The organism is Kitasatospora fiedleri, from assembly GCF_948472415.1.
Taxonomy (GTDB): domain Bacteria; phylum Actinomycetota; class Actinomycetes; order Streptomycetales; family Streptomycetaceae; genus Kitasatospora; species Kitasatospora fiedleri.
Genome location: NZ_OX419519.1, coordinates 5,036,177 through 5,050,212, shown reverse-complemented (window position 1 = coordinate 5,050,212; position 14,036 = coordinate 5,036,177). Strand labels below are relative to the sequence as shown.

Below are 14,036 nucleotides of genomic sequence, written 5' to 3'. Positions count from 1 at the left end.
GATAGACTGACGGATATGCGCCGAGCGAAAATTGTCTGCACCCTGGGTCCCGCGACGGACTCCTACGAACAGCTGAAGGCCATCGTCGAAGCGGGCATGAACGTCGCCCGCCTCAACATGAGCCACGGCTCCCACGCCGAGCACGAGGACCGGTACCGCCGCGTCCGCCAGGTCTCGGAGGACACCGGCCGCACCATCGGCGTGCTGGCCGACCTGCAGGGCCCCAAGATCCGTCTGGCGACCTTCGCCAACGGCCCGGTGACCGTTGACAACGGCGACACGTTCACCATCACCACCGAGGACGTCCCCGGTGACCAGCACATCTGCGGCACCACCTACAAGGGCCTGCCCGGCGACGTGAAGCCCGGCGACCCGATCCTGATCAACGACGGCGTCATCGCCCTGGAGGTCGTCAGCGTCGACGGCCCGCGGGTGAAGACCGTGGTGGTCGAGGGCGGCGTGCTCTCCAACAACAAGGGCATCAACCTGCCCGGCGCGGCGGTCAACGTCCCCGCGCTGTCCGAGAAGGACAAGGACGACCTGCGCTTCGCCCTCCAGCTGGGCGTCGACATGGTCGCGCTGTCGTTCGTCCGCAACGCCGGGGACATCGACGACGTGCACAAGGTCATGGACGAGGTCGGCATTCGTGTGCCGGTCATCGCCAAGATCGAGAAGCCGCAGGCCGTCGAGGCCATGGAGGAGATCGTCCTCGCCTTCGACGCGATCATGGTGGCCCGCGGCGACCTCGCCGTCGAGTACCCGCTGGAGAAGGTGCCGCTGGTCCAGAAGCGGCTGGTCACCCTCGCCCGCCGCAACGCCAAGCCGGTCATCGTCGCCACCCAGATGATGGAGTCGATGATCCACGCCTCGCGCCCGACCCGCGCCGAGGTCTCCGACGTCGCCAACGCCATCCTGGACGGGGCGGACGCGGTCATGCTGTCCGCCGAGTCGAGCGTCGGCAAGTACCCGGTCGAGACCGTCAAGACCATGAGCAGGATCGCCGAGAAGGCCGAGGAGGAGCTGCTCTCGCAGGGCCTCCAGCCGCTCAACCCGGGCCGCAAGCCCCGCACCCAGGGCGGCTCGGTCGCCCGCGCCGCGTGCGAGCTGGGCGACTTCCTGGACGGCAAGGCGCTGGTCGCGTTCACCAAGTCCGGTGACACCGCGCGCCGGCTCTCCCGCTACCGCTCGCCGATCCCGGTGATCGCCTTCACCCCGGACGTCGCCACCCGCAACCAGCTCTCGCTGAGCTGGGGCGTCGAGGCGTACGTCTCGGAGCAGGTGGCCACCACCGACGAGATGGTCGAGCAGGTCGACCGCGAGCTGCTCAAGATGAACCGCCTCGCCGAGGGCGACACCGTGATCGTCACGGCCGGCGTGCCGGTCGGCATCCCGGGCACCACCAACATGGTCCAGGTGCACCACCTGGGCGCCCGCTCGGAGAGCTGAGCGCCCCGCACGAACGCCGCAGGGGCGGGACCCGAGGACCGGGTCCCGCCCCTGCGGCGTTCCGTGGCGGCCGGTCAGCCGTCGTACGGCTCCTTGTCGTTGAACAGCCGCATGCCGGGGATGGTCAGGTCGCCGCCGAACTGGCCCGCCTGCACCGCCTTGGCGTGGGTCAGCGTCAGGTCCAACGGGATCGGCACCGCGCCCAGCAGGTCCCAGAGCCACTTCGGCAGGGTGTCCGGGGTGAGCGTGATCTGGCCCAGGTCGATCGGGATCGGCAGGCCGTAGACCGCCGCCAGGTTGCCCGACAGGCTCTCCACGTACATGGTGATCGGCCCGTTGCGCATGGTCGAGGTCGAGCCCTCGCGGCTCTTCACGTGGAAGGTCAGGCCGGGGATCTGGATGGTCGACATGTCGAGGTTCTCGATGTCGACGCTGGCCGTGGTGAACTTCAGCACCCGCTTGGTGCCGCTCTCCGTGGTGACGTCGTAGACGCCGTTGAACACCGAGCCGTGCAGCGCCAGCCGGGTCGAGTGCAGCACCCAGTTCTGGTCCGGCACCACGTGGCCGGAGGGGGCCGCCTTCGCGGCCAGGCCCTTGGTGCTGACCAGGCAGTTCGGGTCCGCGGAGGCGGAGGCGGACGGCGACGGCGAGGACGACGGCGAGGCGCTGCCCTTGGGCGCGGTGCCGCCGGAGGCGGTGGGCTTCGGGGCGGTGGAGCCGCTCGCGGCCGGGGCGGAGGACGCGGGCGGGGCGGCGGGCGTCCCGGCGGCGCGGGGGGCGCCGGACGGGGCCGGGGTGGCCGCGGGGTGGTCGGCGCGGCGGTGGTGGGCCGCGCGGTCGGCGAGGGCGTCGGGGACGGGGAGGCGCTCGCGCCCGGGTGGATCAGGTCGTTCCACCAGTCGTCGATCACCCCGGCCTGCTGGACCCCGCCGGAGGCGGCGCCCGCCTTCGGCACGGTGTACACGGCGGACTGCGCCGTCGCGGGGCCGGTGAGGACCGCCGGCACCGCGGCGGCGCTGCCCGCCGGGGCCTGCCCGGCGGCCGCCGCCCGGCTCACCGAGGAGTCCGGCAGCACCTTGATCTCGCTCTTCGGGACGGGCGTCTCCTTCAGCACCGTGTCCGGGGCGCAGGCGCCGCTCTGCTGCGGGTCGGCGGCGGCCAGCGTCGGCGCGTAGGCCGCGCCGACCAGCAGCGCGGTCGGCACGGCGGCGATCGCCAGCGCCCGTCCGCGCAGCCGGGAGCGGACCCCCTCCCGGGGCACCGCGTGCCGCGGGCCCTGGACGGTCGGCTTCTCGGGTCCGGTCACCGCTGCTCCTCTCCGGCGGGCGCCTGCGGGACGGCCCCGTGCTCCAGCGGCCGCTCGGCGGCGGCCTGCGCGGGCAGCTGCGCGACGGGGGCCGGCTGCGGCGCGGCGGCGAACTCGGCCGCGGACTCGGTGGCCGGGTCGGCGACCGGCTCCGGCAGCGGCGCCCAGGACACCAGCAGGCCGCCGGCGATCAGACCGGGCACCAGGCCCATGCCGAAGCCGCCGAGGTTGGAGACCGGGACGGAGATCAGCGCCAGGATGGTGGTCGCCACCCCGCAGAAGATCCGCACCAAGGGCTGGAACCAGGCGGTCAGCCCGAGCGAGATCATCAGCAGGCCGATGATCATCGAGCCGGCGCCGGCGGTGGTGGCCATCGCCACCGTCAGGCCGCCCAGGCTGAGGTGGGCGTAGGGGAAGTACAGGATCGGCACGCCGGCGATCATCGCGAGCAGCCCGCCCCAGAACGGCCGGGTGCGCCGCCACGCGCGGAACCCCCGCCGGGTGCGGCCGACCGGACCGACCGGGTTCTCGGGCCAGGCCTCGACGGTTGCGCTGGACATGGTGCGACTCCTCGATGGTGGGTCCGAGGGGGAAGACGGATGGTCCCGGGTGCGCCGGGGTGCGGTGCGAGGGGGCGGCGCGGCCGCCCCCTCGCACCGGTGGTCCGCCGTCGGGCCCGGCGGGCGGGCCCTCAGGGGCGGACTAGTAGCACTCGACGCCCGCGCCGGAGCCCTTGTTGATGTTCAGCTTCAGGCCGTTGAGCGTGAAGGTGCCGGCCGAGGTGGCCCACGCGGTCTGCTGGACGTGCTGCAGGTGCGCGGAGTCGGCGGCCTGGGCGAAGCCCTGGGCGCCGGTCGGCAGGGTGCCGCCGTCGTCCTGGAGCTTCTTGACGGCGGAGCCCTTGAGGGTGCCGGCGTCCTGGCCGATGTTGATGTTCTTGAACTCGGCGTCCGCGTTCAGCTGGTTGAGGTCGATCAGCAGCTGCTGGGCGTCGACCTGCTTCGCCTTGTCGTCGCTCTGGCCGGCGTTGAGGACCAGGGTCCACTTGCCGAGCGGGCCGAGGTCGGTGACGACCGACTGGCACAGGTTCTTCAGCGTCGCGTGGTCGAAGGCGGAGACCGCGACCGGGTGCGGGGTGCCGTTCTTCTCGACGTCCACGCCGCCGAACTGGGAGAAACCCTCGCCCTGCAGGTCGTCGACGGTGACCTTGAACTGCTGGCCGGAGACCGAGAACGAGGCCGCGAGGGCGGAGTTGGCCAGCGAGACGCCGATCGCGGCGGTGGCCGCGATGCTGGGCACCATCACCAGGGCGAAGCGCTTCCAGCGGGTCTTGCCGTAGGACTGGGACATGCGTGGTCCTCCTTCTAGGACGTACATCTCCGGTCGTTCCGGTGCGTCCCGCACGTGGTCCGGCCCGGGATGGGAGAGAGCTACGTCCTCGGTAGCGGAGAGCGCCTGCTGCCGTGGGGACGGCGCCGGCGATCACCCCCGAGCGACAACCAGGCGGCCGCGCGGGCCGCGCGGCCGTTTCGAGGCCAGGAACCGCCGCGTGGGATCTGCGGTTACCCCCCTGCCCTCACCCGGTGGGGACCCCTCGTCGCCGAGGGACCGGGCGTCGCCGATCGTTGTCCAAACCGGGGCGGAGCACAAGAGGTCCGTTACTGACGGGTAATCCAACAGTGAACGGGGTCGATCATGGAATCGAAGGCTCCGCAACGGAGTGTGACCGAAATCGCGTGTGCGTCCGATGTCAAACCGCCGAAACACTGCCGAAACACCCCGCCGCGGTCACGAGTCGTGACCGCGGCGGGGTGTTATCAAGATTTGGTAAACCTGGCCGGACTCCACCCGAAAGTCGTCAAATCGCCGACGACACCGCAGGTCACCCGAGGTGTCACCCGGTGCCGCCGGGAGGCTCTCGGGTGCCCCGTCCGGACCGCTCGGTCACCGCCCGGACGGGCCGCCCGGGCGGTCCGTCAGAACAGCACCCGGGCCAGCGCCTGGCGGGCCGCCACGGTGCGCGGGTCCTCCGAACCGATCACCTCGAACAGCTCCAGCAGCCGCAGCCGCGCCGCGTCCCGGTCCTCGCCGAACGTCCGGGCGACGGTGTCGACCAGGCGTCCGAAGGCGTCCTCCACGTGTCCGCCGACCAGGTCCAGGTCCGCGGCCCGCAGCTGGGCCGGTACGTCCTTCGGATCGGCCGCCGCGTCGGCGCGCACCTGCTGCGGGTCGAGCTGCTCCACCCGCTGCAGCAGCTGGGCCTGGGCCAGGCCCAGCTTGGCCTCGACGTGCCCGGGCCGGTCGCTCAGCACGTTCTGGTACGCCCGCACCGCGCCCGCCAGGTCGCCCCGGTCCAGCGCGTCGTGCGCGGCCTCCAGCGCCGGGTCGGCCGGCACCCGGGGCTCGGCCGCCGCGTCCTCGCCGCCGCCGGCGGCCCCGCCGACGATGCCGAAGCGCTGCTCGGCCACCGCGATCAGCTGGTCCAGGATCTTGCGGACGTTCGCCTCGTTCTCGGCGCCCTGGAACAGCGGCACCAGCTGGCCCGCCACCACCGCCATCACGGCCGGGATGCCCTGGATCCCGAACTGCTGGGCAATCTCCGGGTTGGCGTCCACGTCGATCTTGGCGAGCACGATCCGGCCGGCGTACTCCTCGGCGAGGCGCTCCAGCACCGGGCTGAGCTGCTTGCACGGGCCGCACCACTCGGCCCAGAAGTCCACCACCACCGGGACCTCGGCCGAGCGCTGGACCACCTCGGACTCGAAGGTCTCCTCGGTGACGTCCAGGACCAGGGGGTAGTCCGCGAGCGCCGGGCCGTCGCCCGCCGCTGCCTGCCGGGCCCGCTCGGCCCGGGTCTGCTCCGCCTTCTGGGCGGCCTCTCCGGCCGCCTTCACCGCGGCGAGGTCCACCGCACCGCGGAGGGCGGAGCTGTTGAGACGCGAATTCCGTGACTGCATGGCTCTATCCTCCCCCGTCGGAGCCGGTGCCGGGTGCCATCCACCCGGAAAAACCCGGAGCGGGCCGCCCGCCTCCCCGGCGGGACCCGAACCGTTCGACGCGGGTCCCCACCCGCGTCGGGCGCCCGCCCGATCCCGGGGCGGGGCGCGATGGTCGTCGCTCTTTCGCTACTGGTCGTAGCGTATCTGCCCCCCGGGCTCCCCCCGCAAGCCCCCCGCCCCCTCCCGGAGCGTGAGCTGTCCCACTTTCCGGTCCGGGGCGGGTGCCGGTCGACGCGGCATGTCGCTACCGTGGGAGCAACAAGTTACTTCTGAGTAAACAAGCCAGGAGGCGCGGTGGCCCCCACCACCCGGCAGCCCGCCGAGCACCAGGACCCGCCCGCCCAGGACGCCGCACCCGTCGAGGACGCCCCGCCCGGCGCCCCGCCCGCCCGCGGCAAGGGCCGCCCCCGCAGCGCCGCCGCCGACCAGGCCATCCTCGACGCCACCCGCGAGGCGCTCGCCGAACTCGGCTGGGGCGGGCTCACCATGGGCGACGTCGCCCTGCGGGCCGGCGTCGCCAAGACCACCCTCTACCGGCGCTGGCCGTCCAAGAGCGAACTCGTCGTCGACGCCATCGCCAGCCTCTTCGACCAGCTGGAGTGCGCCGACCGCGGCAGCCTCCAGGCCGACATCGAGGCCGTGGTCGCCCGCTTCGCCGAGCTGCTCAGCCTCCCCGAGACCCAGGCCGCGCTGCTCGCCCTGTTCGCCGAGGGCTCCCGCGACCCGCAGCTGCGCCGGCGGATTCGGGAGCGGATCGTCCAGCCGCAGAAGGTCCTGGTCGAACTCGGCCGGGCCAACGCCCAGGCGCGCGGCGAGATGGACCCGGACCGGGACCGGGCCGCCGCCGACGAGGAGATCGACATCATCTTCGACACCATCGCCGGCACCGTCGAGCACCGGCTGCTGGTGAGCGGCGAACCCGTCACCCCGGACTGGATCCGCCGCTTCACCACCCTGCTGCTGGGCCCCTTCCCGGGGCTGCTGCGCTGACCCGCGCTCAGTCGTCGAGGCCGTCCAGGCCGGTCAGGTCCAGCGCCGCCAGCCGCTCCGGGTCGGCCAGCACGTCGATCCGCGCGACCAGGCCGTCCACCACGGTGAACGCCATCACCGAGACCGGCGCGCCGTCCACCACCGTCAGCACCCCGTAGGCGCCGTTCACCAGCACCGGGCGGCCGAACGGCAGCAGGTGCCGGAAGCCCTGCGCCGAGGACGCGATCGCCCGGTTGCCGCGGAGCACCTTGCTGAGCGCCGCCAGCGCGGTGCCGCCGTCCGCCCGCAGCACCGCGTCCGGGGCCAGCACCGCCACCAGGGCCTCGAAGTCGCCGTCCCGGGACGCCGCCCGGAACGCCTCCACCGCGGCCCGCTGGGCCGCCGGGTCGCGGTCCGGCTCCGGGGCGCCCTCGCGCACCCGCCGGCGGGCCCGGCCGACCGCCTGCCGCACCGCCGCCGGGGACTTGTCCAGCAGCGGCGCGATCTCCTCGAACGGCACCGCGAACAGGTCGTGCAGCACGAACCCGAGCCGCTCGGCCGGGCCCAGCGTGCCCAGCACCACCTGGAGCGCGATCCCCACCCGGTCGCCCAGCAGCGCGACCGCCTCCGGGTCGTCCCGCTCCGGCGCGGCCAGCACCGGGTCCGGCACCGAGGTGTCCAGTTCCTCCTCGCGCCGCCGCTCCCGGCCGCGCAGCTCGTTCAGGCAGACCCGGGAGGCGACGGTGGTCAGCCAGCCGCCCAGGTTCTCCACCTCCTCGGCGTGCCGGTCCAGCCGCAGCCAGGTCTCCTGCACCACGTCGTCGGCCTCGCCCAGTGACCCGAGCATCCGGTACGCCACCGCCCGCAGCCTGGGCCGGTGCTCCTCGAACCGCTCGGCGAGCCGCGCTCCCCCGGTCATCCGTCACTCCCCTTTCCCCGGGCCAGGATAGGGGGGCGCACGGACGGGGCCCGGGGCGGTCGGTCGGCCGGCCGGTAGGTCCGTCGACCGGCCGGCTAGAAGCTGGCGTTCTCCTGGTAGGTGCCCCACTCCTCGCGCAGGGCGTGGCAGATCTCGCCGAGGGTGGCCTCGGCGCGGACGGCCCGGAGCATCGGCTCGATCATGTTGGCGCCGGAGCGGGCGGCGGCCAGCATCGCGTCGAGGCCGGCCCGGACGGCGTCCTCGTCGCGCCGCGCCTTGCGCTCGCGCAGGGCGCGGACCTGCTCGCGTTCGACCTCGTGGCTGACCCGGAGGATCTCCAGCTCGGGGGTGACGCTGCGGGGGTGGCAGTTGACGCCGACCACCCGCTTGTCGCCCTTCTCGACGCCCTGCTGGTAGCGGAAGGCGGCCTCGGCGATCTCGCCGGTGAACCAGCCCTCCTCGATGCCGCGCAGGATGCCGGAGGTCATCGGGCCGATCGGGTGCTCGGCGCCCTCCCTGCCGAGGCCGCCCTTGTCCAGGATCTGCTGGAAGATCGCCTCGGCCTGCCGCTCGATCCGGTCGGTGAGCGCCTCGACGTACCAGGAGCCGCCGAGCGGGTCGGCGACGTTGGTGACGCCGGTCTCCTCCATGATCACCTGCTGGGTGCGCAGGGCGATCTCGGCGGCCTGCTCGCTGGGGAGGGCGAGCGTCTCGTCGAGGGCGTTGGTGTGCAGCGAGTTGGTGCCGCCGAGGACGGCGGAGAGCGCCTCGACGGCGGTGCGGACCACGTTGTTGTAGGGCTGCTGGGCGGTGAGCGAGACGCCGGCGGTCTGGGTGTGGAAGCGCAGCCACTGCGCCTTGTCGGTCTTCGCGCCGAAGTGGTCGCGCATCCAGCGGGCCCAGATCCGGCGGGCGGCGCGGAACTTGGCGATCTCCTCGAAGAAGTCGAGGTGGGCGTCGAAGAAGAAGGACAGGCCGGGGGCGAAGACGTCCACGTCGAGGCCGCGGGAGAGGCCGAGCTCGACGTAGGCGAGGCCGTCGGCGAGGGTGTAGGCGAGCTCCTGGGCGGCCGTGGCCCCGGCCTCGCGGATGTGGTAGCCGGAGACGGAGAGCGGCTTGTAGGCGGGGATGCCGGCCGCGCAGTGCTCCATCAGGTCGCCGATCAGGCGCAGGTGGGGCTCGGGGGCGAAGAGCCACTCCTTCTGCGCGATGTACTCCTTGAAGATATCGGTCTGCAGGGTGCCGTTGAGGACGGCGGGGTCGACGCCCTGGCGCTCGGCGGCGACCAGGTACATGCAGAAGACCGGGACGGCGGGGCCGCTGATGGTCATCGAGGTGGTGACCTCGCCGAGCGGGATGCCGCGGAACAGCACCTCCATGTCGGCGGCGGAGTCGATGGCGACGCCGCAGTGGCCGACCTCGCCGAGCGAGCGGGCGTCGTCGGAGTCGTAGCCCATCAGGGTCGGCATGTCGAAGGCGACGGAGAGGCCGCCGCCGCCGGAGTCGAGGATCATCCGGTAGCGCTCGTTGGTCTGCTCGGCGTTGCCGAAGCCGGCGAACTGGCGGATGGTCCAGGCCCGGCCGCGGTAGCCGGTGGGGTGCAGGCCGCGGGTGTAGGGGTACTCGCCGGGCCAGCCGATCCGCTCGAAGCCCTCGACCTCCTGGCCGGGCGGCGGGCCGTAGACCGGGGCGACCTCCTCGCCGCTCAGCGTGGTGAAGTCCGCGTCGCGCTTGCGCGCCCTGTCGTACCGCTGCTGCCAGCGCTGCCGTCCGGCCTCGATCTGCTCGGCGTCCATCGGCTCCGACTCCCGCTCCGTGCGGCCGCTCCGGTGGGGGCGGCGGAAGAACTGCTTGGATGTCCTAGTAATTTACTCGGACGTCCTAGTACCTGTCGACGGCCGGCCCCGGACACGCGGAGGGGCGCCCCTTCCGGCGGAAGGGGCGCCCCGGCAGAGCGCTGGTGCGGGCGCGGTCAGGCGGCGACCGGCTCCGGTGCGGCGACCAGCGGCGCGACCTCGCGGACGACCCGGCGCTCGACGAAGAACACGGCGGTGGGGACGGTGCCGGCCAGCAGGGTCCAGAGCAGCTTGCCCATCGGCCACTTGGCCTTGGTGCCCAGGTCGAAGGCGAACGCCAGGTAGACCACGTAGAGCCAGCCGTGCGCGATTCCGACCGCGGTGGTGAAGCCGGACGCGCCCGAGATGTCGAGGACGTACTTGGCGATCACCCCGAGGGTGAGCAGGATCAGGAGCACACCGGTGACGTAGGCCATGGCGCGGTAGCGGGTCAGCACACTCTGCTTCATGCAGTCGAGGGTAACCGCCCCTACGCGCCGTCCCGGTCGGGCCCCTCCTCGGCCGGGGCCTCGAAGTCGCCGGCGGCGATCCGCAGCGGGCGCAGCAGGTCGAACACCTCGCGGCAGGCGTCGGCGTCGTAGCCGTCCAGGCCGAACTCGACGGTGACGAGTTCGCGGGTGGCCTCCTCGACGACCCGGCGGCCGCGGTCGGTGATGGCGGCGAGGACGCCGCGGCCGTCGAGCGGGTTGGGGCGGCGGGTGACCAGGCCGGCCCGCTCCAGGCGGTCGACGGTGTTGGTGACGCTGGTGGGGTGGACCATCAGGCGCTCGCCGATCTTGGAGAGCGGGAGCTCGCCGGAGCGGCTGAAGGTGAGCAGCACCAGGGCCTCGTAGCGGGCGAAGGTGAGGCCGTAGGGCTTGACCACGGCGTCGACCCGGCCGAGCAGGATCTGGTGGGCGCGCATCACCGAGGTGATCGCCGCCATGGACGGCACCTTGCCCCAGCGGCGGGTCCAGAGCTCGTCGGCGCGGGCGATCGGGTCGAAGTCGAGGGCGAGGGGCTTGGGCACGCCCCCACCGTACCCGCGGGGCCGGGCGGGGGTAGCAGGTGTCCACGATGGTGGACAAGCCGCCCCACTTGGCGGGATCACGCCAAACAGACGAGGACGGCCGGCCGACGGCCTTTTACCGTGCATATTCCGGCAATATTCAGTGATTGCACCGGAGTTGGGCCTCCGCGCAGTCCACGCGGCACGGTTCGCAGTGAAACATCCGATGTCCTGGGCTGTTCTTTCCCCGGACGCTGGCGAGAGTTTGCCAATAGTTGCCGAACGGCTGTTCCCGGCCGCCACCGCGTCGTCATGCTTCTGGCCAGCCCCGTTCGACACCGCCGGCCCGCCCCACCGGCGGATGTCGCCTGACCGCACGGAGCTGCACGTCAGCACCCGTTCCGCCCCAGCAGGCACTGACCCCGGTGCCCCGGGACGAGGTGTGACCGCGCACACGCGGTTGATCCGGAAGGAACCCGTACGTGAAGCGAAAGCTCGCTGTCGGCGCCGTTCTCTCTGCCTCGGCCCTGCTGGCCGGTGCGATCCAGGTGAGCGCCGGAATGGCGTACGCCGCCCCCAGTCCCGCCGCCCTGGGCCACGGCGACCAGCTCGCGCTGGCCGCCGCGCAGGCGCCCGCCGCCGCCAAGGCCCTGGGCCTGGGCGCCCAGGAGAAGCTGGTCGTCAAGGACGCCGTCGTCGACGCCGACGGCACCCGCCACTTCCGTTACGAGCGCACCTACAACGGCCTGCCGGTGCTCGGCGGCGACCTGGTCGTGCACCAGGCCGCCAACGGCAAGGTGAAGTCCACCGACAAGGCCGTCTCCGGCAGCCTGGCCCCCGCCTCGCTGAGCCCGAAGCTGTCGGCCGGCCAGGCCGCCGCCAAGGCGACCGGCGCGGTGCAGGCCACCGTCGGCATCACCGCGGACGCCGACGAGGCCGCCCTCACCTCGGTCTCCGGCGCGAGCGGCGACGCCCAGCTGGTGGTCTGGGCCGCCGACGGCGCCCCGCGGCTGGCCTACCGCACCACCGTGGAGGGCGTCCGGGCCGACGGCACCCCGAGCCACCAGGTGCTGGTCACCGACGCGGACAGCGGCGCGCTGCTCTCCAGCCACGAGCAGGTGCAGACCTCCAACGCGACCGGCACCGGCAACGGCGTCTTCGTCGGCAACGTCTCGCTGACCACCACGCTGTCCGGCAGCACCTACACGCTGAAGGACGCCACCCGCGGCGGCCAGTACACCACCACCCTGGCCGGCAAGACCTCCGGCAAGGGCACCGTCTACTCCAAGACCAGCAACACCTGGGGCAGCGGCGCCGCCTCCAACGGCGAGTCCGCGGCCGTGGACGCCCAGTACGGCGCGGCCGTCACCTGGGACTTCTACAAGAACACCTTCGGCCGCAGCGGCATCCGCAACGACGGTGTCGGCGCGTACAGCCGGGTCCACTACGGCAGCAACTACGTCAACGCGTTCTGGGACGACAGCTGCTTCTGCATGACGTACGGCGACGGCTCGGGCAACACCCACCCGCTGACCGAACTCGACGTCTCCGGCCACGAGATGAGCCACGGTGTGACCTCCAACACCGCGGGCCTGAACTACTCGGGCGAGTCCGGCGGCCTGAACGAGGCCACCAGCGACATCTTCGGCACCCTGGTCGAGTTCTACGCCAACCTGTCGAAGGACAACCCGGACTACCTGATCGGCGAGCTGATCAACATCAACGGCAACGGCACGCCGCTGCGCTACATGGACAAGCCCTCCAAGGACGGCGCGTCCGCCGACTACTGGTCCTCCACCGTCGGCAACAAGGACGTCCACTACTCCTCGGGCGTCGCCAACCACTTCTTCTACCTGCTGTCCGAGGGCAGCGGCGCGAAGACCGTCAACGGGGTGAGCTACAACTCGCCCACCTACAACGGCTCGACGCTCACCGGCATCGGCCGGGACAAGGCCGCGCAGATCTGGTACCGGGCGCTGACCGTCTACATGACCTCCACCACGAACTACAAGGCCGCCCGCACGGCGACCCTGAACGCGGCGAAGGACCTGTACGGCTCCGGCTCGACCCAGTACAACGCGGTCGCGGCCGCGTGGACCGCGGTGAACGTCAACTGACGCCGACCCGGTAGCAGCAGAGCCCGCGGCGGCCCGGCCTCCCACGAAGAGGCCCGGCCGCCGCGCACCACGTTCCGGGGCGGTCGGGTCAGGCGGTCGCCGGGGCGGCGCCGTCGAGCTCGCCGCGCTCCTCCCGGGCCAGCGTCCGCTCGGCGAAGAAGCCGCCGGTGGGCAGCACCGAGAGCACGAACAGCAGCAGGGTGCGCTTCGGCTCCCAGCGGCGGGCCTGGTGCGCCTGCACCAGGAACACCAGGTAGAGGATGAACAGCACGCCGTGCACCATGCCCATCACCGGGACGGCGTTGAAGCTGGTGGTGCGCTTGAGCACCGAGCAGACCAGCAGCAGCAGGAACGACAGGCCCTCGGGGCCGGAGACCAGGCGCAGGCGGTGGACGGCGGCGACGCTCTTCACGGGGATTCCTCACGGGGCACGGCACGGCGGACGGCTGGGTTTGTGAACGGATGCACAAGCCGGTCCCATTATCACCGACCCGACACCGGCGCCGACGGCGGACCCCCTATCCTGCTGTGCTGCGCGCACCCCGACCGTCGGGCCGCGCGGACCCACGGGGGGAACACGCCATGCTGAAACGGGACTGGGACCGCCACACCTGCGCCACGCGCGGCCACGTCACCTACGCGCCGGACGAGCCCGAACTGCGCGAGCGGCTGCGCACCGCCACCGCCGTCGGCACCGCCTGGCGCTGCCTGCGCTGCGGCGACTTCGCGCTCGGCGACCCGCACGGCTCCGGCCCGGCCGAGGACGCGCCGCTGGTGCCCCGCGGCAAGGCGCTGCGCGACCTGTTCATCCTGCGCTTCCTGGCCGTCGAGCGGCTGCTGCGCGGCCTGCTGATCGTGGTCGTCGCCTGGGGGGTGTGGAAGTTCTCCAACAGCCAGGACGCGGTGCGCCGGATCTTCGACGAGAACCTGTCGGTCCTCAAGCCGGTCACCGAGCACTTCCACTGGGACCTGGAGCACTCGCCGATCGTCGACACCATCCGCAAGACCTTCGACTACAAGCACTCCACCCTGGTCTACGTGGCCGCCGCGCTGGTGGCGTACGCGCTGATCGAGATCGTCGAGGCGTTCGGCCTGTGGTGGGGCCACCGCTGGGCCGAGTACCTGACGGTGGTGGCCACCGCCGCCTTCCTCCCGCTGGAGGGCTACGAGCTCAGCGAGCACGTCAGCGTGCTGAAGGTCTGCACGCTGCTGCTGAACGTCGCCGCGGTGCTCTGGATCCTGCTCTCCAAGCGCCTGTTCGGCCTGCGCGGCGGCCGGGCCGCGTTCGAGGCCGAGCGGCACTCGGCCTCGCTGCTGGAGGTGGAGGTCTCGGCGGGGGCGCTGCCGCAGCAGGTCTGATCCCGGCCCGCCGGGGGGTTTCGCCCGTTATGTCCGACTGACGGGGCGTCCGATGTCCGGGTTCCGTACCGAACGGG

The 14,036-nt window shown here is 72.5% G+C and carries 14 protein-coding genes; 5 read left to right on the top strand and 9 right to left on the bottom strand.

The window, feature by feature from the left end:
• Positions 1–15 precede the first annotated feature (15 nt).
• Positions 16–1,446, top strand: a complete 1,431-nt coding sequence (gene pyk / locus QMQ26_RS23320) for a pyruvate kinase (RefSeq protein ID WP_100836303.1) — start codon at positions 16–18, stop codon at positions 1,444–1,446.
• 74 nt (positions 1,447–1,520) lie between these two features.
• Here pyk and QMQ26_RS23315 read toward each other — a convergent pair whose 3' ends face one another.
• Positions 1,521–2,342 (bottom strand): hypothetical protein, encoded by an 822-nt coding sequence (locus QMQ26_RS23315; RefSeq protein ID WP_282202576.1) that lies wholly within the window; start codon positions 2,340–2,342, stop codon positions 1,521–1,523.
• Positions 2,343–2,402: 60 nt separating this feature from the next.
• On the opposite strand from QMQ26_RS23315, the gene QMQ26_RS23310 reads away from it, so the two are divergent.
• Positions 2,403–2,621 carry a hypothetical protein gene (locus QMQ26_RS23310; protein WP_282202575.1) on the top strand — a complete coding sequence of 73 codons (219 nt, stop codon included), beginning with the start codon at positions 2,403–2,405 and terminating at the stop codon, positions 2,619–2,621.
• Between the two features lie 127 nt (positions 2,622–2,748).
• Here the strand turns inward: QMQ26_RS23310 and QMQ26_RS23305 are convergent, their stop codons facing one another.
• The 3 genes from QMQ26_RS23305 to trxA form a co-directional block, all read right to left on the bottom strand.
• Entirely contained in the window at positions 2,749–3,312 is a 564-nt protein-coding gene (locus QMQ26_RS23305; RefSeq protein ID WP_282202574.1) for a DUF6114 domain-containing protein, read from the bottom strand.
• Positions 3,313–3,454: 142 nt separating this feature from the next.
• On the bottom strand, positions 3,455–4,102 hold the full coding sequence (locus tag QMQ26_RS23300) for a DUF6230 family protein (RefSeq protein WP_100836306.1): 648 nt from the start codon (positions 4,100–4,102) through the stop codon (positions 3,455–3,457).
• A 626-nt stretch (positions 4,103–4,728) separates the two neighbouring features.
• Complete coding sequence (trxA, locus tag QMQ26_RS23295) at positions 4,729–5,709, bottom strand: thioredoxin (protein WP_100836308.1); 981 nt, start codon at positions 5,707–5,709, stop codon at positions 4,729–4,731.
• A 336-nt stretch (positions 5,710–6,045) separates the two neighbouring features.
• Between trxA and QMQ26_RS23290 the strand changes: the two genes are divergently transcribed.
• Positions 6,046–6,741 (top strand): TetR/AcrR family transcriptional regulator, encoded by a 696-nt coding sequence (locus tag QMQ26_RS23290; RefSeq protein WP_282202573.1) that lies wholly within the window; start codon positions 6,046–6,048, stop codon positions 6,739–6,741.
• A 7-nt stretch (positions 6,742–6,748) separates the two neighbouring features.
• On the opposite strand, the gene QMQ26_RS23285 is transcribed toward QMQ26_RS23290, so the two are convergent.
• The 4 genes from QMQ26_RS23285 to QMQ26_RS23270 form a co-directional block, all read right to left on the bottom strand.
• Complete coding sequence (locus QMQ26_RS23285; RefSeq protein ID WP_282202572.1) at positions 6,749–7,639, bottom strand: sigma-70 family RNA polymerase sigma factor; 891 nt, start codon at positions 7,637–7,639, stop codon at positions 6,749–6,751.
• Between the two features lie 95 nt (positions 7,640–7,734).
• Positions 7,735–9,435 carry an acyl-CoA mutase large subunit family protein gene (locus QMQ26_RS23280; protein WP_100836310.1) on the bottom strand — a complete coding sequence of 567 codons (1,701 nt, stop codon included), beginning with the start codon at positions 9,433–9,435 and terminating at the stop codon, positions 7,735–7,737.
• Between the two features lie 176 nt (positions 9,436–9,611).
• Positions 9,612–9,944, bottom strand: coding sequence for a DUF3817 domain-containing protein (locus tag QMQ26_RS23275; RefSeq protein WP_100836311.1), 333 nt, complete (start codon positions 9,942–9,944; stop codon positions 9,612–9,614).
• A gap of 20 nt (positions 9,945–9,964) precedes the next feature.
• On the bottom strand, positions 9,965–10,504 hold the full coding sequence (locus QMQ26_RS23270; protein ID WP_282202571.1) for a MarR family winged helix-turn-helix transcriptional regulator: 540 nt from the start codon (positions 10,502–10,504) through the stop codon (positions 9,965–9,967).
• Between the two features lie 461 nt (positions 10,505–10,965).
• On the opposite strand from QMQ26_RS23270, the gene QMQ26_RS23265 reads away from it, so the two are divergent.
• Positions 10,966–12,600 (top strand): M4 family metallopeptidase, encoded by a 1,635-nt coding sequence (locus tag QMQ26_RS23265; RefSeq protein WP_100836313.1) that lies wholly within the window; start codon positions 10,966–10,968, stop codon positions 12,598–12,600.
• A gap of 88 nt (positions 12,601–12,688) precedes the next feature.
• Here the strand turns inward: QMQ26_RS23265 and QMQ26_RS23260 are convergent, their stop codons facing one another.
• On the bottom strand, positions 12,689–13,018 hold the full coding sequence (locus QMQ26_RS23260) for a DUF3817 domain-containing protein (RefSeq protein ID WP_100836314.1): 330 nt from the start codon (positions 13,016–13,018) through the stop codon (positions 12,689–12,691).
• Positions 13,019–13,185: 167 nt separating this feature from the next.
• Between QMQ26_RS23260 and QMQ26_RS23255 the strand changes: the two genes are divergently transcribed.
• On the top strand, positions 13,186–13,959 hold the full coding sequence (locus QMQ26_RS23255; RefSeq protein ID WP_199847107.1) for a DUF2127 domain-containing protein: 774 nt from the start codon (positions 13,186–13,188) through the stop codon (positions 13,957–13,959).
• Positions 13,960–14,036 lie beyond the last annotated feature (77 nt).